Source organism: Klebsiella sp. 2680, from assembly GCF_900198535.1.
Classification (GTDB): Bacteria; Pseudomonadota; Gammaproteobacteria; order Enterobacterales; family Enterobacteriaceae; genus Klebsiella; species Klebsiella indica.
In genome coordinates this window covers 116776-137484 of record NZ_FZNJ01000007.1, presented here as the reverse complement: position 1 = coordinate 137484, position 20709 = coordinate 116776, and the positions used below count along the sequence as shown (strand labels likewise).

General features: G+C 53.3%; 14 protein-coding genes, 1 tRNA gene and 1 pseudogene. 12 read left to right on the top strand and 4 right to left on the bottom strand.

What is annotated here, in order from left to right; all coding sequences use genetic code 11:
* Both FN037_RS22675 and FN037_RS22670 read right to left on the bottom strand, forming a co-directional pair.
* Nucleotides 1-3108 carry an efflux RND transporter permease subunit gene (locus FN037_RS22675; RefSeq protein ID WP_142503210.1) on the bottom strand — a complete coding sequence of 1036 codons (3108 nt, stop codon included), beginning with the start codon at nucleotides 3106-3108 and terminating at the stop codon, nucleotides 1-3.
* Nucleotides 3108-4241 carry an efflux RND transporter periplasmic adaptor subunit gene (locus FN037_RS22670; RefSeq protein WP_138360942.1) on the bottom strand — a complete coding sequence of 378 codons (1134 nt, stop codon included), beginning with the start codon at nucleotides 4239-4241 and terminating at the stop codon, nucleotides 3108-3110. Before FN037_RS22670 ends, FN037_RS22675 begins: the two co-directional genes overlap by 1 nt.
* 628 nt (nucleotides 4242-4869) lie before the next feature.
* Here FN037_RS22670 and FN037_RS22665 point away from each other — a divergent pair.
* From FN037_RS22665 to FN037_RS22635, 7 genes and pseudogenes are all read left to right on the top strand, one after another.
* Nucleotides 4870-5067 (top strand): annotated as a pseudogene (locus tag FN037_RS22665) (GNAT family N-acetyltransferase); the annotation flags it as partial.
* A gap of 151 nt (nucleotides 5068-5218) precedes the next feature.
* Nucleotides 5219-6028, top strand: a complete 810-nt coding sequence (gene nlpA / locus FN037_RS22660) for a lipoprotein NlpA (RefSeq protein ID WP_138360943.1) — start codon at nucleotides 5219-5221, stop codon at nucleotides 6026-6028.
* A 24-nt stretch (nucleotides 6029-6052) separates the two neighbouring features.
* Nucleotides 6053-6913: a DMT family transporter gene (locus FN037_RS22655; protein ID WP_142503208.1), complete on the top strand. Its 861-nt coding sequence runs from the start codon at nucleotides 6053-6055 to the stop codon at nucleotides 6911-6913.
* A gap of 251 nt (nucleotides 6914-7164) precedes the next feature.
* Nucleotides 7165-7944 carry an MBL fold metallo-hydrolase gene (locus FN037_RS22650; protein WP_142503207.1) on the top strand — a complete coding sequence of 260 codons (780 nt, stop codon included), beginning with the start codon at nucleotides 7165-7167 and terminating at the stop codon, nucleotides 7942-7944.
* A 14-nt stretch (nucleotides 7945-7958) separates the two neighbouring features.
* Nucleotides 7959-8912 carry a GlxA family transcriptional regulator gene (locus FN037_RS22645; protein ID WP_138360946.1) on the top strand — a complete coding sequence of 318 codons (954 nt, stop codon included), beginning with the start codon at nucleotides 7959-7961 and terminating at the stop codon, nucleotides 8910-8912.
* Nucleotides 8913-9724: 812 nt separating this feature from the next.
* Entirely contained in the window at nucleotides 9725-10630 is a 906-nt protein-coding gene (locus FN037_RS22640; protein WP_142503206.1) for a glycosyltransferase family 2 protein, read from the top strand.
* The gene (locus FN037_RS22635; RefSeq protein ID WP_142503205.1) at nucleotides 10618-11907 is read left to right on the top strand and encodes an O-antigen ligase; all 1290 of its coding nucleotides are present in this window, start codon (nucleotides 10618-10620) and stop codon (nucleotides 11905-11907) included. The genes FN037_RS22640 and FN037_RS22635 overlap by 13 nt, the downstream gene beginning before the upstream one ends.
* Nucleotides 11908-11924: 17 nt before the next feature.
* Here FN037_RS22635 and FN037_RS22630 read toward each other — a convergent pair whose 3' ends face one another.
* The gene (locus FN037_RS22630; RefSeq protein ID WP_142503204.1) at nucleotides 11925-13322 is read right to left on the bottom strand and encodes a PLP-dependent aminotransferase family protein; all 1398 of its coding nucleotides are present in this window, start codon (nucleotides 13320-13322) and stop codon (nucleotides 11925-11927) included.
* A gap of 227 nt (nucleotides 13323-13549) precedes the next feature.
* Here FN037_RS22630 and FN037_RS22625 point away from each other — a divergent pair, with 227 nt between their 5' ends.
* From FN037_RS22625 to FN037_RS22605, 5 genes are read left to right on the top strand one after another with little or no spacing between them, the layout of a single operon-like run.
* Nucleotides 13550-15172 (top strand): ABC transporter substrate-binding protein, encoded by a 1623-nt coding sequence (locus FN037_RS22625; protein ID WP_138360950.1) that lies wholly within the window; start codon nucleotides 13550-13552, stop codon nucleotides 15170-15172.
* 18 nt (nucleotides 15173-15190) lie between these two features.
* Nucleotides 15191-16132, top strand: coding sequence for an ABC transporter permease (locus tag FN037_RS22620; protein WP_142503203.1), 942 nt, complete (start codon nucleotides 15191-15193; stop codon nucleotides 16130-16132).
* Between the two features lie 24 nt (nucleotides 16133-16156).
* Nucleotides 16157-17029 carry an ABC transporter permease gene (locus FN037_RS22615; RefSeq protein ID WP_138360952.1) on the top strand — a complete coding sequence of 291 codons (873 nt, stop codon included), beginning with the start codon at nucleotides 16157-16159 and terminating at the stop codon, nucleotides 17027-17029.
* A 23-nt stretch (nucleotides 17030-17052) separates the two neighbouring features.
* The gene (locus FN037_RS22610; protein WP_138360953.1) at nucleotides 17053-18723 is read left to right on the top strand and encodes a dipeptide ABC transporter ATP-binding protein; all 1671 of its coding nucleotides are present in this window, start codon (nucleotides 17053-17055) and stop codon (nucleotides 18721-18723) included.
* A 59-nt stretch (nucleotides 18724-18782) separates the two neighbouring features.
* Complete coding sequence (locus FN037_RS22605) at nucleotides 18783-20258, top strand: amidase (RefSeq protein ID WP_260607929.1); 1476 nt, start codon at nucleotides 18783-18785, stop codon at nucleotides 20256-20258.
* Nucleotides 20259-20539: 281 nt separating this feature from the next.
* On the opposite strand, the gene FN037_RS22600 is transcribed toward FN037_RS22605, so the two are convergent.
* Nucleotides 20540-20634 (bottom strand) — tRNA-Sec (locus FN037_RS22600).
* Nucleotides 20635-20709: the final 75 nt, after the last annotated feature.

Sequence of the window (20709 nt, the reverse complement as noted above, 5' to 3'; positions counted from 1 at the left end):
TTACTCCTGAGAAGAACGATAGCGGGTGAAGAAACGTTTCACCAGCACGAAGAACAACGGCACGAAGAAGATTGCCAGCAGCGTCGCCGTCAGGGTCCCGCCGATAATCCCGGTACCAATCGCCACGCGGCTGTTGGCGCCAGCGCCGGTGGCGATTGCCAGCGGCAGAACCCCGGCGATAAACGCCAGCGAGGTCATCACAATGGGGCGTAAACGCGTTTGCGCAGCGCGCATGGCGGCACGCGACAGGGAGTAGCCCTCTTCCAGCGCCGATTCGGCGAATTCAACGATCAGGATGGCGTTCTTTGACGACAGGCCGATAGTGGTGAGCAGCGCCACCTGAAAGTAGACATCGTTATTCAGACCGCGCATCCATGTCGCCAGCGCCGCGCCAAGCAGCCCGAGCGGGATCACCATGATCACCGAGAACGGTACCGACCAGCTTTCATACAGCGCCGCGAGGCACAGGAATACCACCAGAATAGAGATCGCATAGAGGCTCATCGCCTGGCCGCTGGCGAGTTTTTCCTGCAGCGACATGCCGCTCCAGGCCCAGGTGCTTCCGGCAGGCAGCTTATTGGCTAAGGCTTCCATCTTGTCCATCGCCGCGCCAGAACTAAACCCGCTGGCATTCTCGCCCTGGATTTCAAAGGCGGCGGAGCCGTTGTAGCGCACCAGGCTTTCTGGTCCGTATTCCCAATGGGTGGTGGCGAAGGCGGAGAACGGCGTCATGCTATCGTCGCTACTCCGGACGAACCATTTTCCGAGGTCGGACGGTACGGCGCGGGCGTCGCTTTCCCCCTGGATATAGACCTTTTTGACGCGACCGCGATCGATAAAGTCGTTGACGTAGGTCCCACCCCAGGCGCTGGAGAGAGTATCGGTGACATCGCTTAACGACAGCCCAAGCGACACCGCTTTATTATTATCGATATCCACCCGGAGCTGCGGCATCTGCGGCAGATCGTTGGCGCGCACGGATTGCAGCTCTGGGCTTTGATGCGCCTCTGCCAGCAGCTGGCTGCGCATCTTCATCAGACTATCACGATCGGTGCCGCCGCTGGCCATCAGTTCAAAGGTGAAGCCATTGCTCTGCCCCAGACCATCCACCGAAGGCGGGGTCATGGCGAACAGCGTGGCGTCACGAATGCGGCCGAGTTCTTTATTGGCACGCAGAGCAATAGCCTGGGCGGTATTTTCCGCACCTTTACGTCCGGACCAGTTTTTTAGCGACACGAAAGCCATCCCGGTGTTCTGCCCACTACCGCTGAAGCTAAAGCCGTCGACGGTAAAGATAACGTCAGTATTGGCTTTCTCTGTGGTCAGGAACCAGTTGGTGACCTGGCGCCGGACCTCGGCGGTACGCACTGCCGTCGCCCCGGCGGGCAGGGTGTACTGGACCATGATTTCGCCCTGATCTTCTGTCGGCAGGAAGCTGCCCGGCAGTTTCCACATCGCCAGCGCCATGCCGCCGCAAATCAGCACAAAGGCACCCATCATCACCGCCGAGCGGCGCAGGCCGCCGACTACCCGGTGCTGGTAACCCTGTTCGGTGCGCCCCCACAGGCGGTTGAAGGCGCCGAAGAAGCCTTTGGTATGAGGTTTAGAATGGGTCAGCAGCGACCCGCACAGCGCCGGGGTTAAGGTCAGCGCGACCACTACCGACAGCATCATCGCCGAGATAATAGTGACCGAGAACTGGCGATAGATCACCCCGGTGGAGCCGCCGAAGAAGGCCATCGGCAGGAACACCGCCGAGAGGACCAGGGCAATGGCGATCAGCGCGCCGGAGATTTCTCCCATTGATTTTTCGGTGGCTTCGCGGGCGGGCAACCCTTCGTCGCGCATAATACGTTCGACGTTTTCCACCACCACGATGGCGTCATCTACCAGTAACCCGATCGCCAGCACCATCGCAAACAGCGTCAGGGTATTGATGGAGTAACCAAACAGCGCCAGTACGCCGAACGTTCCCAGCAGCACCACCGGAACCGCGACCGCCGGAATCAGCGTTGCGCGGAAGTTTTGCAGGAACAGATACATCACGCAGACGACGAGGACGATGGCTTCAAACAGGGTCTGAATCACATCTTCCACCGAGATTTTAATAAACTCGGTGCTGTCTTTCGGGTAGGCGATTTCGTAGCCCTGCGGCATCTGACGCTGGAATTCGGCAATCTTGCTTTTCACCAGCGTCGCGGTATTCAGGGCGTTGGCCCCTGGGGCCATCATCACCGCGATCCCCGCGGCCGGGTGGCCGTTGAGGTTGGCGGAGGCGGTGTAATCTTCACTTCCCATTTCGACGCGGGCGACATCGCTCAGGCGCACCACCGAACCGTCGGCTTTGCTTTTGACGATAATATTTTTGAACTGGTCGACGGTTTGCAACCGTGACTGGGCGCGGACCGTCGCGGTCAGCTGTTGATGACTGGATGCGGGCAGCGCGCCGATTTTACCGGCGGAGACCTGCACGTTCTGCGCCTCTATTGCTGATTCCACATCAGAGGGCATCAGCGAATAGGAAGCCAGTTTGGTCGGATCCATCCAGATACGCATGGCGTGTTCCGCGCCAAAAACCTTCAGACTGCCGACGCCTTCAAGACGCGCCAGCGGGTCCTGCATGTTACTGACCAGCCAGTCGGAGATATCGGAACTGGTGGCTTTGTTATTTTTGTCATATACCGCGAGGATCAGCAGGAAGCTGCTCTGCGATTTTTCCACCGTCACGCCGGACTGTTGCACTTCGCTGGGCAGGCGTGATTTGGCCTGCTCGACTTTGTTCTGTACCTGAACCTGTGCGGTATCCGGGTTGGTACCCTGCTCGAACGTCACGGTGATGCTGACTGAACCGTCCGAGCTGCTGGTGGAGGTAAAATAGAGCAGATTATCCAGCCCGGTAAGCTGCTGTTCGATGACCTGGGTCACGCTGTTTTCCAGCGTTTCCGCAGAGGCGCCAGTGTAGGTGGCGGAGATTTTTACCGCCGGCGGCGCGACGTCGGGATACTGGGCGACCGGCAGAGTACGGATCGCCAGAACCCCGGCAAGCATAATCAAAATGGCGATAACCCAGGCGAAAACCGGACGTCGCACGAAGAAACGGGAGAACATCAGGCGTTATCTCCGTCATTTTGGGTTTCTTTGACTTCAACGGCTTTCACCTGTTGGCCGGGGGCGACTTTGCTGGAACCCTCGACAATGAGCTTATCGCCACTTTTCAGACCTTTGACTATCAGCCACTTGTCGCCATAGGTGTCGCCGGTTTCTACGCTGCGTTGCTCAACTTTATTGTGAGCGTCGACGACCAGCGCGATAGCGTCGCCTTTGGCGTCACGGGTGATACCCTGCTGCGGGGCGAGGATCGCATCGTTCATGATGCCTTCATCAATGCGGGCGCGAACGAACATCCCGGGCAGCAGTATGTGCTGCGGATTGGGGAAGATTGCGCGCAGCGTCACCGACCCGGTGGATTCATCCACTGCCACTTCGGTCAGCGCCAGACGGCCTTTTTGGTTGTAGGTGCTGCCATCTTCAAGGGTCAGGGTCACGTTAAGCGTATCGCTGTTGGTCGCGAGGCTTTGCTTACGCAGGCGCAACAGGTCGACGCTGGAGCGGGTGAGATCGACATACATCGTATCCAGACCGCGGATCGTTGCCAGCGCAGTATCCTGATCGGCGGAAACCAGCGCGCCCGGCGTGACCGAGGAGATGCCGATGCGGCCGGAAATGGGCGCTGTGACTGTTGTCCAGTTCAGGTTGATACGCGCGCTCTCCAGCGCCGCTTTTTTCGACTCGACGCTGGCTTTGTCCTGGTTACAGGTCGATAGCGCGTCGTCGGCGTCCTGACGGGAGACGCCGTTATCTTTGACCAGCACCGCGTAGCGCCGGGCTTTTTGACAATCGGCTGTCACCAGCGCCTGGGCCTGCTTCAGCGATGCGGCAGCTTCGTCGAACGTCGCCCGATAGCTGGCCGGGTCGATTTGGTACAGCGCCTGTCCGGCTTTGACCATATCGCCTTCGGTAAACAGGCGTTTTTGTATGATACCGCCGACTTGCGGCCGCACTTCGGCGCTAAGCGAAGCGGTAGTACGGCCCGTAAGGTTGCTCACCACCGGGACTGGCTGGCTTTTCAGGGTGACGACGCCCACTTCCTGGAGCTGTTGTTGTTGGGAGGATGTTTGTGCATTATCGCATCCGCTAAGGAGAAATAATGCTATTGCGATGGGGGCTATAGTGTATTTCATTATATTTTCTCAGGATGAACGACGTCCGCCCCGTAAAACTCACAGTCGGGGTGATGGGGTAGACGATGATGCATCTCCGGGCAAGCATAAAATAACAAAATGGAAAATAAATATTCCTGTTTGCAGTAAATGACGCTGATATTACCGTTATGAACTAACCGGTTTTTTAGATAATGCCTCTGACGGCAAGATGGTATCAGATAGTGATTACAGACTCTGAACCAGGACGTTTTGCCTGTCACAGGGCGTACATATATACCCGTCATACTTTAAGTTGCTTATGCGTTGGCTACGCTCGAACACCTCAGTTACATAGTTATCTATGCTCCAGGGGACTCACGCCCTTGCCGCTTTTAAGCAACCCGAATTATTTAGGGTATCGGATAACCCTGATTTAAAATAATGAGAATAGTTATTCTCATTTTCTCCATTATACGTCAGTGCTGAATGATGGAAAGGCTTTTTACACAAATTTTAATGACTTAATTTTAGTCAGGGAATAATGGAGAAAAAAAGGATATTTTGTGAAAACCGAATAGGAAATGGTCTGTAAAAAATAAAAGGTGGAGATGACGGGTGACGCTGATAATAACAAATAACATTCAACCCACCGATCGGGAGGAATTGCTGGCTGTGCATTGAGTATCTGTGGATCAGGGAAGCCTCTCGCGGCAGCGGGTTGGGGCGCGAGTTGATGCAAGAAGCGGAAAACCCCGCGCGGTGGTGCGGTTGCAATCATATGCTGGTGGATACGTTCAGCTTTCAGGCGCTGCCGTTTTACCAGAAGCCGGGTTATCAACTGCTGATGATTTGGCAAATCGGCTGATCCTGTCTTCAGCATGGTACGGGGGCGCGTAAGCCGGGGAAGATGATTTTATTTCCAGTTGCCGCTTTTGCAGTTTAAAACCCAACCCGGAAGTCGTTATAGTTTTATACGGAAAAATAATAATTCTGTATGGATTAACGGGGTAATAACAATGACTTTGCGTTTACGGACAGCCGCCGCTGTCATGCTGGCAGGCCTGTTGCTGGTGGGCTGCGACCAGAAGGGCAGTGATGCGAAACATATTAAAGTCGGCGTCATTAATGGCGCTGAGCAGGATGTGGCGGAAGTGGCGAAGAAAGTGGCAAAAGAGAAATATGGCCTCAATGTCGAACTGGTGGGCTTTAGCGGTTCACTGTTGCCGAATGAGTCCACCAACGCCGGTGATCTGGACGCGAATGTTTTTCAGCATCGGCCGTTCCTCGAACAGGATAACAAAGCCCACAACTATCACCTGGTGGCAGTTGGTAATACTTTCGTCTTTCCAATGGCGGGCTATTCGCGCAAAATCAAATCTGTCGCTGAACTGAAAGACGGCGCGACTATTGCGATTCCTAACGATCCGACCAACCTGGGGCGTGCGCTGCTTCTGCTGCAAAAAGAGAAGCTGATCACGCTCAAGGCAGGTACTGGTCTGCTGCCGACGGCGGTCGATATTACCGACAATCCGCATCACCTGAACATCATGGAGCTGGAAGGGGCGCAACTGCCGCGGGTCATTGATGACCCGAAAGTTGACGTGGCGATCATCAGCACCACCTATCTTCAGCAGACAGGACTTTCGCCGGTACGAGACGGTCTCTTTATTGAAGATAAACATTCGCCGTATGTGAACATTATCGTGACCCGTGAAGACAACAAAGATGCGGAAAACGTAAAAGAATTTATACAGTCCTACCAGTCACCGGAAGTGGCGAAGGCGGCTGAGACTATCTTCAACGGCGGTGCGGTTCCCGGCTGGTAACGATTAACACAAGGAGGCGTGGCGATGACCCGGCAACGCCAGGCAGATTTGTTGCTCATAGCCGCGACGGTTATCGCCGCCTGCGGATGGATTTTTTCCCGTGAAGCGATTGCCGGCATGCCGGTTTTCGCCTTCCTTGGTCTGCGCTTTTTCTTCGCTGCGCTGTTGCTGCTGCCGTTCTGCCGCGGTTATCGCGTCAACAAGCAGCACTGGCCGCGCATCATTATCAGCGGCCTGTGGTTTGCGCTAAACCTGTGTCTGTGGATCTATTCGGTATCGACAACTCCATCGCTGGGTGAAGGGGCGTTTATTATGAGCCTGTCGATGCTGTTTGTGCCGCTTACCGCCTGGGTGATGATGAAGGCGCGACCGGCGCGGGCATACTGGGAGTGTCTGCCGGTTGCGGTTATCGGCCTCGGATTACTGAGTCTGCATATGCCGATTGCGTTCCATCCCAGCCAGGGCTGGTTTCTGCTCACTGCGCTGGTACAGTCAATCTGGTTTTGCTACACCAGCAACTGCGCCCGCGAGGTACCGCTGATCCCGTTGACTACCGTACAGTTAGGTATTACCGGGATTGTCGGACTGGGGATCTCCGCCGCTTTTGAAAGCTGGGATCAGCCGTTTACGCTGCCGACCTTTGGCTGGCTGCTGGCCAGTATCGTTATTGCGACCAGTCTACGCTTCGGTTTGCAAATGAAGGGGCAGAAGTATGCCGCGGTCGCCAGCGCTGCGATTATTATGGTGCTGGAACCGCTGCTGACGGTGATCGCCGCCGCACTGTGGTACGGCGAACAACTGCCATTACAGAAGATTATCGGTGGTGTGCTGATCCTCGTCGCCCAGTTGTGGTTTCGTTGGCGGATGCTGAAGCCGCTACGCTAAAGCGCCCCGTTTTCTCCTGCGGTTCGCTCCACCGTCTCGCGCGGGAAAACGTCCGTTGTCCGCCAGTCGCCATATCGATCTCACCTTGTGCATCAGCGCCGCTGCGTGTGCGGCACAGCCCTCTGTATTGCGCATATGGCGGCTGCCGTAAACTGGCCCAATCTCATCGCTCATTGACCAAACGGCCATATTTCGCCAGGACGGTGACAGGTACGATGTTTATCAGATGACTGCGAAGAGGAATGAACATCATGCAAATCACCCATATCCGTAATGCTACTCAGATTATTGAATACGCAGGTAAAAGATTTTTGATTGATCCTATGCTGGCGGACAAAGGCGCCTGGTCGGGATTCGCCGGTACTGCGCGTAGTGAGTTGCGTAATCCGCTGGTGGATCTGCCTTTTCCTGTCAAAGAGATAGTTGACGTTGATGCTGTTATCGTCACCCATACGCATGAAGATCACTGGGATGCGGCGGCGATCGCCGCGATCCCCAAAACGTTACCGGTTTATGTCCAGCATCAAGCCGATGGTCAGCTACTGTACGGGCAGGGTTTTTGCAATATTCATCTGCTTTCAGCGCACGGCAAGTTTGCTGATATCTCCCTGGTGAAAACGACGTCAGGTCAGCACGGTAGCGACCGTACTTATGCTATTCCGGCGATGGCTGAACGTCTGGGCGAAGCCTGTGGGGTCGTCTTCCGTCATCCGCAGGAAAAAACGTTATGGCTAGTGGGTGACACGATCTGGCGCGATGAGGTTGAAGCCGATATGGTCAGACTACATCCGGACGTCATCGTACTGAATGTCGGGTATGCTCACGTCATCGCTTTTGGGCCGATCATTATGGGTAAAGAAGATGTACTGAAGGCGCACTTCACTCTGCCGGAAGCCAAAATTGTCGCCAGCCATATGGAAGCGGTGAACCACTGTTTGCTGAGCCGGGATGAGCTGCAGCAGTACGTGGCTGATAATCGGATTGCCGATGCGATCAGCATCCCGCAGGATGGGGAAAGTATGTTTTTTTAAAGCCGGAGCGGGCGATGAAACTAACGGAAGTGGCGATTGTGGCGGTGGACGGGTTTAGCCCGTTTCATTACTCGGTTCCCTGTATGCTATTTGGCGATACGGTCTCGGAAACCAAACGCTTTAATCTGCATATCTGCGCCGAACGGCCTGGTCTTCAGAGCGCTCGCGACGGCTTTATGCTAAATGCCAGCGGCGACTTTTCGATCCTGGAGCAGGCGGATATTGTTGTGGTGCCATATTGGGGGGCGGTGAATCAACGTCCTCCTCAGTCGTTGCTCGATAGTCTGCTGCGCGCGCGCAATAACGGTGCGGAAATGGTCGGTCTGTGCCTCGGGGCATTTGTGCTGGGCTACGCCGGATTACTGGACGGTAAACGCGCTGCAACACACTGGGCATTTGAGCAGGATTTTCAACGCCTGTTCCCGCAAGTGCGTCTGGATATTAATGCCCTGTACGTGGACGATGAGCGGATTATCACTTCGGCGGGCACTGCGGCGGCGATCGACTGTTGCCTGTATATTATTCGCCAGCGTTTCGGTAGCCTGGCGGCGAATCAGATTGCCCGGCGGATGATAATCGCTCCGCACCGTGAAGGCGGGCAAGCGCAATTTATCGCTCAGCCCGTACCGAAAAGCACCCGAGATACGCGGATTAACGGTCTGCTTGAGTATCTCCAGCAGCATATTTGCCAGCCGCACAATCTTGACTCTCTGGCGCAGGTGGCTGCAATGAGCCGCCGTACTTTGACCCGCCATTTCGTGAAAGCAACAGGTATGAGCCTTACCGACTGGCTGTCTGCGGAACGTCTGCGCCGCAGCCAGCTCCTGCTGGAAGCCGGGGATTTGCCTGTTGAGCAGGTGGCGGAGGAAGTGGGTTATCTCTCTGCGGTAACTTACCGCCAGCAGTTTAAATCGCGTTTTGGCGTCAGCCCGGCAGAGTGGCGTCGTACTTTTCGCCGCCGGACTTAATCGCCGCTAAGGGCGCAGTCGATTCCCGGCGCCGCGACCAATGGCATTGATCTGCATAGCAAAATCTCTTTTGCATCACTCTTGCATAAACGCAGGCTGGAACGCCTTTTGAGCGATAACAGTAATATGAAGACTGACGGAATGAGCGTATTTTAGTCTGGCACGGACGGTTTTAAGCCATAACTTAGAGCCTATCCCACCAGGCGTTATTGGCGCAGACAGTTTGAACACGGCCAGCGCGGAAGAACCGGAGCGTACACGTAGTACGTGAAGATTCTGAGCACTGCCCTGGTTCAAAATGGCAAGCAAAATAGCCCTAATGGGATAGGCTCTTACTCTGCATAAGTAACCAAAAGCGTCTTTTGAGACATTGTCATACTAATAATGAAATTAAGAATTAGTGTAATAGACAATGCGTCATATTCTGATGATTATCTATCTGAGCGTATGCGAATTATCTCAACTGTTTTCTCATTAAAACATGCAGTGGTTGTTTTTAAGACGGTTCGACTTTTATTAATCAGTTGACTTCACTATGCGCTATATCAACATCTTGTTGAATAACTAAATTTTATTTTTTGATCTGATTCCAGATAATAATTCTGATAAATTTATTTTCCTAAAATTACATTTCGATACAAATTATTTCATATGGTTTCTTTTTTTGTTACAAGTTATTTGTTTTTCTACTAAAATTGGCTGGAACTATAATAAATAGATTTTTAATACTATCTGGATGTTATATTTTAAGATTTATCCTATTTGCTCGAAATATAAACTTATAAAACAGGCTATCCAACAGGAGTGCCCTTATGCCCTTTTTAAGCATTGTCGTCACAGCCCATGATTGTGAGCTAACTCTTGCTGAAACGTTGAAAAGTGTAAAAAAGGCCATTGATTGTGAAAATGATGTTGAAGTTATCATTCTTAATGACAGTTCTCATGATAGAACACAGCAAATTATTGAGCGCTATGCACAAAGCTTTTCTTCGGTTCAGATACAAGAAGTTCAGATGAGGAATGTCGGGAGCGTCAGAAACATTGCTGTACGGATGGCCCGTGGTGACTATATCACCATGGTTGACGATGATGATCTCCTTAAGCCCCGAAGTCTGCGTGATGCGGTGGCGTTTCTTAAGCAACACCGCCCCGATTTGCTGCTGACGCATCTGATTGAGACCCGTGACCCTGGCACGATTGATAACCACTGGGCGGGTTTTTCCCCGATTAAACTCACGCAGAACGAGGCCATTCGTCGTTTTCTGATCCATAAGGATTTTCAGGCGCATTTAATTGGTCAATTTATTCGTAAGGATATTTATCTTTGTGAGCCCATACCCGCCATGACCTGCTACGAGGATTTCGCCGTTTTCCCCTCTTTTCTGATGCGGTCGCAAAATATCTGGTTTCAGAAAGAGGGACATTATTATTATATTAAACGCAAAAATAGCCTCTCCAGTGCGTTGGATAGAGCAAAAATTAGTAATTTAGTTAACTGTACGAGAAAAATGGAAATCGTCTTTCCTCCCTCATTTCAGTGGCTGATTTACTGTCATTGGCTGGATATTTATCTGAAATATGCCCGCTTCTTGACTGAAAAACAGACTCATATTGTTGAAAAAAAGATAAAGGCAACATTGTCACCGGGATTTTTTATGTCTGGCGACGTGCGATTAAGTTATAAGAAAAAGGCAATCCAGGCATTATGGAAAAGATAAACCGCAATACTTATATGCTGACAATAATACTGTCGGCGATATCATTACTATTTTTGCTGCTGGATTCCGCTCAGCAGCGTGTTTTTTTCTATCTGGCGGTATATGCCAGCGTACTGGGATTCGTTGTTGAACGCAAAAATCTCAGAAAAGTACGCCTGAAGGTCGCTCTGTTGCCGATGATCATGGGGGCGATGGAGCTGCTATGGTTTCTCTTTTTCGAGGTCAGGAATGGTCATGTCAACCATTATAATGACCACTTTCTCGGCGGTAAAAAACTGCTGCTGGGCAGTATTCTGGTGTTATACCTGGATAGCTTTAAATATCATCTCCATCGCGACATGGCGAAGAAGATTTTTATTATTGTTTCGGGAGTGAGTCTGTTACTGGCAACCGGATATGGTTTTATTCAGGAATGGCAGGGGATGCAGCGTATTGAGATGGCGATCAGTCGCCCCACGATTGCCGCTTATATCTATTCAACGCTGTCGCTGGCGTTTATCTATGCGTTGTTCCAGTTACGCAAAAAATCGGCTTATATGTTGGCTGTCGCGGTGATACTTATCTCATACCTGAATATTATCTTCACCGGTACGCGGGCGGCGATGGGGGTCTACCCGATATTGATCTTCTTGTTAACACTGTTTAACTTCAAAAAAAATATTCCGCTTAAACCAATGCTGGGCGTGGCGGTGGTTATTCTGTGTATTGTGGGGATTAACTTTAACGCCCATGTTAAACCTAAAATTCTCCAGACGGTGCATGAGATCTCGTCTTATCAGACCGGTAATGACGATACGTCGCTGGGAGCAAGATTTTCGATGTGGACGCTGGGCATTTATAACGGAGTCCATAAACCGCTTGGGCAATCGATGGAGAGCCGTGAGCGTTTAAGCGCTGATTATGTTCAGACTCATCCGGAGAATAAAACCGCGATGATGTACATTAACGTCCATCTGCATAACGAGCTGATTGATACCTTTTCGTTACAGGGCGTGATTGGGTTAGTCCTGCTTCTGGGGTTCTATATCGGCGGTGTTCTGCTTGCTCTTCGGCGTAATAATTTGCTGTTGTTTTTCATTATGCTATCGATGCTGATTTATGGCCTTACGGACGTACTGTTAATCAGCGCTGAATTTGTTGCTTTCTTTATTATTCTGATGGCATTCAGTACGCTCATTACCGATGAAAAAGCGGCGCCGGTCAGCGTAGTGCGAACTGGGAAATTTCCGGATCGGGTCGAGCGCCATGATCGACATTACGTAAGCCATGGTTCTTAATGCTTTTCGCAAAAGCGTTATCGCCCTTCGGCGATATACCTGGCCAAAAAGTCATATACTTCAGGTCGATGGCAGTAAGAGACGTTAAAACGCAGCCAGGGCTCCTGACAGGGTTCAACATGAAACAGGTGCCCTGGCGCCAACAGGATGCCGCGTTCGGCAGCGCTGCGGGTCATGGCTAACAAATCAACCTCATGAGGCAGGCGCGCCCAGAGAAACGGGCCGCCGCTGGGGCGATGGAATAATTGCAGGCCGATGCTCTCCAGGCGGTTGCATACGGCCTGTTGCGCGTCGGCCAGGCGGGTTGCCAGGCTTTTAAGATGCAGGCTCCAGCCTTTCTCCGTTAAAATTGTCCACAGTAGCGTTTCGGTGAGTTCTGACGTCGTGAGACCGTGAATCATTTTGTAGAGCATCAGTTTTTCATTGAGTGCTTCGTCGCAAGCGATAAACCCTGCTCGCAGTTCAGGCGACAGGGTTTTAGAGAAACTGCCGATATAGCATACCCGTCGGAGTTGATCCTGACTGGCGAGGGTTGTGGGTACCATCGGCGTCAGCCCGGCCATAATGTCGTTTTCTACCAGTGTGAATTCATAGGTATGTGCCAACCGTAAGAGCTGGTTGACCATTGTCGCGCTCAAGGATGAACCGGTGGGATTGTGTAGCTGGCTGGTGGTGAAGAACAGTTTGGGCCGATACTGGCGCAACTGCTGTTCCAGTGCCGATAAATCATAGCCGTCAGGGCGGCGCTGAATTCCCACCAGATTCAGACCAAATGCCCGTAGCTGAATAAAGAAGGTGCTGTTTCCCGGGGAGTCGACAAACACGGTATCTCCCGCCCGTGTTAAACAGTGAACCAGCAGGATCTGCGCCTGGGTAGCCCCTGAAGTGGTCATGATCTGATGAGCCGGTACGTGGATACCACGTCGGGCAAGGACCTGTTCTATCTGCTGACGTAGCGGCAACAGCCCTTGTGGTGATGCGTATTGCGTCAAACCATGGGTTTTGTTGCGTGCCAGCCGGGTTAAGGCCTGGCGCATGCCTTCGCCATACAGCCACTGCGGATGGATCCAGCCGCAACCCGCCTTTAATAAGGAATTGTTCTCTTCATAGGCCCGTTGAATCAACCATAGTTTGTCCACTTTAACGCCGGCGGATTCCGGTTCAACGACACCTCGCGGCAGTGAATGACTCACGAAGTATCCCCGTCCCGCCTGAGAGACCAGATACCCCTCCGCAACCAGGCGACTGTAAGCGTTTGTCACCGTCATGACACTGACATGGAAAAAACGCGCCTGCTGGCGAATGGACGGTAGCTTGCTACCAGGGACGAGCTGCCTTTTGGCGATTTGTCCGGCAATTCGGTCGACAATTTGCCTGACCAACGGTTGTGCCGAGGCGGTGTTCAAAAGCCCCATATCCCCTCCGGGAATTGCTGATTTTTTGTTCTTTTCTGGTGCAGGACATGCACCGCAATGATGAGTTTTTACATCATTGCATACTGACGGTGCAGACCTAAGCTACTGTTATTAAATATTTCATTCTCGCTGTATATATGTGCTCAGACGGCCGGTTTCTATACTGACTACGCATCCCATTAATGTAAAGCGTGACTTCGTCCACTCGAAAATCTGAGGATATGGCAATGAAATATGACAGTGTATTCCCTGCGATTTTCGCTCCTCGTGTTCAGCGAGGTTTGCCATTGCTTGGCGCTTGTTCTATCGCCATCATGCAATGGTTTTTTACCGCCCCGGCCATAGCGAATACCTTACGTATTGTGCCCGCCTCCAATATCACGGTACTGGATCCAATATGGACCACCGCCTACGCCAGTCGTAATTTCGGTTATATGGTGTTCGATACACTATTTGGTACGGATGCCAAAGGGGCTATTCAGCCACAGATGGTGCAGAGCTGGCAGGTGAGTGATGACAAGAAAACCTGGACCTTCACACTGCGTGACGGTCTGGTATTCAGTGATGGCACGCCGGTGACCAGTGCCGACGTGATTTCTTCACTCAAGAGATGGATGGCGCGGGATACGCTGGGGGGGTTAATGGCCAGCGCGCTGGACCACCAGGACATCGTCAATGAGAAAACATTCAAATTAGTGTTCCGCACACCGTTTGGACCGGTGCTGGAAGCGCTGGGTAAACCATCGTCAAACGTTCCCTTTATCATGCCGAAACGTATTGCCGATACCTCAGCGGATACGCCAATTAAGGAGATTGTCGGTTCGGGGCCTTATATCTTTGAGGCGGATCGCTTCCGTCCAGGGGAAAGCTTATGGTTTCGTAAAAACCCCGCGTATAAGCCGCGTAATGAGCCACCGTCAGGAACGGCTGGCGGCAAGAAAGTGTATGTCGATGAAGTGGAATGGAAAATTATCCGCGATCCGCAGACGCAAATGAACGCGCTATTGGCTAATGAAGTCGATATTCTCGAACAGCCCGCCTTTGAACAACTTCCCACCCTGAGCAAAACGGCCCACATACGGCTGGTGAATGCGCAGCCGAATGGCTATCAGTTTATGTTTCGCTTCAACTTTATTCAGCCTCCGTTTAATGATGTGAAGGTGAGGCAGGCGGCGATGCTGGCGCTCGGTCAGGAACCGATGCTACGCACTCAGGTAGGCGATGCAAAATACTATCGTACCTGCGCCAGTCTGTTTCCGTGCGGTACCCCTTATGCCAGCGATCCGGGCACGGCGTTCACCGGCAAGGCCGACCTGGCAAAAGCGAGAGCGCTACTGCGACAGTCTGGTTATAAAGGTGAGCCGATTGTGCTGCTGCGCCCGACTGATAACGCCACCATCGGCAAACTGCCCTTAGTTGCCCAACAAATGCTGCAGCAGGCCGGGTTCAAGGTTCAGGTCATGAACATGGACTGGTCGAGTCTGGTATCCCGGCGGGCGAAAAAAGATGCGCCGGGCGCCGGCGGCTGGAATGCCTTTATCAGCGCCTGGGGCGCAGAGGATGTCCAGAACCCGCTCAATAATGCCATGTTAAATGCCACAGGCGATAAAGGGTGGTTCGGCTGGCAAAACGATCCGCATCTCGAAGCGTTGAAAGCGCGTTTTGCCCGGGCGACAGACGATGCTGAGAAGCAGCAACTGGCTCAGGAAATACAGACTTACGCCTATCAGGTTGTTACCCATGTTCCGTTGGGACAATACATGATCCCCGCCGCGGTGCGCGACAGCATCAGCGGCATTGTGCCCGCTGGCGCCCAGGTGTACTGGAATATCCGTAAGAACGGCCAATAAGCCGCCCGGGAGGATGTTATGTTGCTATTTATCACCAAACGGCTGTTAGGCCTAATCCCGGTACTGATGATCGTGGCGGCGATCGTCTTCCTGATCGTGCGCCTGACCCCCGGCGATCCGGCGGCCATTATCGGCGGCAATGGCGCCAGCAGTGATGATCTGGAGCGTATTCGCAGTCAACTGGGACTCAACTTGCCACTGTGGCGGCAGTTTGTTATCTGGTGCCAGCATCTGCTGAATGGCGATCTGGGTTACTCCTTCTTCCTTAATACTCCGGTCAGCACGCTAATCTCTCAGCGCCTGGGGCCGACGCTATCGCTGACATTGTTGACGCTACTCTTCACCGTGGTCATTGCCGTGCCGCTGGGCACGTTGGCAGCATGGCGGATGGGCGGGTGGCTGGACAGGGCCGTGATGGCATTTTCTGTTGCTGGTTTTTCCGTCCCGGTATTTGTTATCGGCTACGTGCTGATCTACTTCCTGGCAGTAAAAACGTCATTATTTCCGGTTCAGGGCTATCAGCCGTTGTCTGCGGGTTTCTGGCTCTGGCTGAACCATTTGATTTTGCCCTGTCTCTCTTTGTCTATTACCTACGTCGCTTTGTTGGCGAGGATGACGCGCGCGGCGGTCAGTGAGGCGCTGACTGAAGACTATATTCGCACTGCGCGGGCGAAGGGTATTCGCGAGTGGCAAGTGGTCACGTCTCATGCTTTGCGTAATGCGGCGGTACCCATCGCAACCATTATCGGCATTAGCGCGGCGTTATTGCTGGGTGGCGTTGTGGTCACGGAAACCGTATTTGCGGTACCGGGGCTGGGCCAGTTGACGGTAGACGCGGTACTTAACCGTGATTTTCCGGTACTACAGGGCGTGGTGCTGTTCTTTGCGCTGGCCTATGTGGTGGTGAATATGCTGGTGGATATTAGCTACCTGGTACTCGATCCGCGCATTCGTTATTGAGGCGTTAACTGAAGAGGCTAAGCAATGAACACACTGACAACGTTGTGGCATAACCTTTCGGTCCGTTCGGGTGGCGCAGTTCTCATATTGCTGCTGTGTTTAGGCGGGTTGGCGCCGCTGCTGGGAACGTTCGATCCCGCCACCATGGATTACAACTTTATTTCCGTTGCTGCCGGTACTCGGGGCGAGGTGACGCTGGTAGATGGTGAGGTCATTCCCCATCTGTTTCTGATGGGGAGCGACAGCATGGGGCGTGATATCTGGAGCCGGGTTCTGTTCGGTACCCGTATTTCGCTGTTGGTGGGGGTCGCCACTGCGCTGATTGCGGTGGCCGGTGGCAGTCTGCTAGGGATGCTTGCGGGCTATTACCGTCGGCTGGACATGATTCTGATGCGTATTGTCGACGGTATGATGGCCATTCCCTCCGTGCTGCTGGCAATTACGCTGGTAGCGATGCTGGGAGCCAGCCTGCCCACGGTAGTGCTGGCGATTGCGATCCCCGAAGTGCCGCGGGTAACACGATTGGTGCGTTCCCTGGTCATCAGCCTGCGTGACGAACCTTTTGTTGAAGCGGCAAGGACCATGGCAACGCCCTCAATCACCATTCTTTGGCGCGATATTCTGCCTAATGCTCTGGCGCCGATTCTGGTTCAGGGGACGTTTATTGCTGCTTCCGCCATCATCACGGAAGCCATCCTGAGTTTTCTGGGGCTCGGTCTACCGGCGGATATACCTACCTGGGGCAATATCATGTCTGAAGGGCGCATTCAGTTCGCCCAGCATCCCGGGAATGTGCTGTTCCCGGCGCTGTTTCTGGTTCCCGCCGTTCTGGCATTCAATCTGTTGGGTGATGGACTGCGTGATGTTTTCGACCCTAAACTCGCCCGGCGCGCCTGATGGCCGACCATAAGGAGGTAACCATGTCTGCCGTGTTTACGCTTGATTTCGACCCCGGCATCATTCCTCACAGCGATCCGGCGCTACTGACTATTGAGGGCCTGAAAATTGCGCTCCCCCCGGGCGGCGATCGCGCGGAGGCCATTGAAGATCTCTCTTTATCGCTGCCGGCAGGACGTACTTTGTGCGTGGTCGGGGAGTCCGGTTCCGGAAAATCAGTTCTCGCCATGACGTTGATGGGGTTGTTAGACCCTGAGCTGAGCGTACAAGCCGGCAGGGTGAAGATTGGAGAAACCCTGTTACTTGACCAGGGGCGTTATGCGTCGCCTTCGGTGATCAATGCGCTACGCGGCGCACAAATCGGCATGGTATTTCAGGAACCGATGACGGCACTCAACCCGGTGGTGACCTGCGGTAAACAACTTGACGAAATGCTACGGGCGCACCAGCGCTTATCCCGCCGCGAGCGGCGGGCAGCAATCCTGGCGATATTTGCCCGGGTCCAGTTGCCAGATCCTGAGCGTATCTATCACAGCTATCCCCATCAGCTCTCTGGCGGTCAGCGGCAACGGATTGTGATCGCGATGGCCGTGATCCTGCGCCCAAGGCTGTTGATTTGCGATGAACCCACCACGGCGCTGGATGTGACTACCCAAAAAGAAATCCTCGGTTTGATCCGCGAACTGCAACAGGAAAACGACTGCGCGGTGTTGTTTATTACGCATGACATGGGGGTGGTGGCGGAAATTGCCGACAGCGTCATGGTGATGCATCTCGGGAGGGTGGTTGAGCAGGGTGAGGCCGCCCAGGTGCTGCGCCAGCCGCGTCAGGCGTATACCCGAATGCTGCTGGGTAGCGTTCCTGACGGCATACCACGGCGTAGCGGAGATAAACGGCGTGGCCAGCCTTTGTTGAGTGCCGAGCTGGTCGCTAAAACCTATACCCGACGTTCGCTTCTGGGACGCAGCCAAAGGATAGCGGCTTTAAATGACGCCAGTCTGGCCGTGCATTACGGAGAGACGGTGGGCATTGTCGGGGAATCGGGCTCCGGTAAATCGACCTTTATCCGTTGTCTGATGCGGCTGATCGACCCATCCTGCGGCGTGATTCGTTGGGGGGAAAAAGAGGTGCAGTCTTGTCGGGAGAGCGAATTATGGGCGCTGCGTTCCCGGGTACAGATGGTATTTCAGGATCCTAACCGCTCGTTTAATCCCCGTCGTACCGTTGGATCGTCGATTTGTGAAGGCGCTATTAACTTTGGCCTCGACCGCGCGAGCGCATGGGCGCTCGCGGAAACATTAATGGATCGCGTGCGGCTGCCTCGCGAGGCGTTATTTCGCTTTCCTCGTCAGTTTTCCGGTGGTCAGCGTCAACGGCTGGCTATTGCCCGAGCGCTGGCTTGTCGTCCACGTGTTCTGGTGGCCGATGAAGCGGTATCGGCGCTTGATGTATCGGTCCAGCAACAGATCCTTTCATTGCTGGAAGAGATTCAACGCGATCTTGGGCTGGGAATGATTTTTGTTACTCACGATCTGCGTGTGGCTGCGCGTTTGTGCGATCGGCTAATCGTGATGCAGAAGGGCGAAATTATTGAACAGGGGCCGACAGCCGAGCTGTTTGCCGCGCCAAAACAGGCCTACACGCGGAGTTTATTGGCTGCGATGCCGCGCTGGGAAGCGCCAGCGACGCTTTAATCTGCCGTATCCGGTCCGCAAAACGACAATATTCAGTGTGACAAGTACAGGATAACGTGATGATGAAAAACGTAATGAGTTGGGATGAATGGGGTGCCTGTGATGCAACCGCGATGGCAGAGCTAATTAAAAAAGGAGATGTCACACCAACGGCGTTAGCGCAACAGGCGGTGCAAGCCACAGCGCTGGTGAATCCGCATCTCAGTGCCGTCGTTGAACTGTTCGATGATGTTATCGCCGATCCGCAACGCGATGGCACCCGACTTGACGGACCGTTCGCCGGCGTACCTTTTTTGATCAAAGACCTGGGGCCGGGAGTGAAAGGCCGTTTGCAGGAACAAGGGTCGAAATTTATGCGCGGCAACAGGCCTACTGAAGATGCGTTTCTTACCACCAAAATCCGTGCTGCCGGGCTGAACATCATTGGGCGTAGCGCCGCGCCAGAATTTGGCGTCTGCGGTTCGGCGGAAAATCCCGACATATATGTGACGCATAATCCCTGGAACCCGGATTACACCACGTTTGGTTCTTCTGCTGGGGCGGCTGCGTCGGTTGCGGCTGGAGTGCTTCCCCTTGCACATGCGACTGATGGCGGCGGTTCTATCCGCATTCCCGCCGGATCTCACGGGTTGATCGGTCTGAAATGTAGCCGCGGCGTTTTCTCTATTGCTCCCGGGCTTTCTGATATCAGCGGTTATGTTTCCACTCAAGGTTGCGTGAGTCGTAGCGTCCGGGATTCGGCTCTGTTTGTCGACAGCTGTCGTGGCGGCGCACCAGGGGAATTTATGCCCTACTGGCAAAGCAATGAGCCGTTTAGCGAACTGATTAAACGCGATCCTGGTCGATTGCGTATCGCGGTATCACACCAATGGGGGCAATATCATGCCGACCCGCATTTTGTCAGCGAGCTGGAGCGAACGGTAACGCTGTTACGAGAGCTGGGACATGAGGTGGAATGGGTGACGCCGGATATCGATTTTGACGCCGCATTCGCGGCGCAAACCACCTGCTATATTAGCAATTTTGCCCAGTTTATTCAGCGGTTACTGGAGAAGAAAGGCCTTTCCTCCCCGCCGGAAGATCAGGTGGAGCCAATTAACATCAAAATCTGGCAGAAAGGGATTGATATGTCCTATAGCGAACGGTGGAAGATGCAGGATGTGTTTAACACGACATCGCGCAAGCTGGGGCAGTTTTATGAACAATGGGATATCATTCTGACGCCTACTTTTTCAAAACCAACGCCATTGATGGGCGAAAAAAAGTACCTGACCCTGAGTGATAACCCGGATGTATTGAGCTGGTTTTATGACTTGTGGGACATTTTTTCTTATACACCGCTCGCCAGCTTAACCGGCACGCCCGGTATTTCTGTGCCGCTGGCCTGGCAGCAATCCGGCATTCCGCTGGGAATGCATTTTCAAACCCGGCAGGCCAATGACGGAACATTATTACAGTTGGCAGCTCAGTTGGAACGCGCTCTGGACGGGCATTTCCTGCGCGGAGCCCGACCTCAGGTACATGTGACACGCTAACTTGGCTTATTTTGGCCATTTTTATGGGAAATGGCCATTTTTACCGCTCTTACTTCAATAACGCGTTTTCTTCCCGCTTTGCCACGCGAATCGAGTATTCCGGGTGACAAACCATCAAATTTTTTGCTTGTGGGCTGAGGAAGTGATTGTCCTGCACTTTGCCAGTAGATTCAGCGTGTCCCCGTTGCCTTATGTGTTACGAGTGAGGGAGATTTGCGGATGAGGCATTTGTGAAAATAAAGCGACTTTTTGGATGTTATCGGCGGGGGGGAAATGACGTTTGGCGGAAGATCACAGGAGTTGAACCTGCCCGGGACCGCTGGCGGCCCCAACTGGATTTGAAGTCCAGCCACCTCACCGGAGATGACGATCTTCCGCGCCTCGATTGCTACATGGAGGCGGGCGCATTATAGCTACTTTCCTGCATTAACCACATCCCCCAACGCACTTT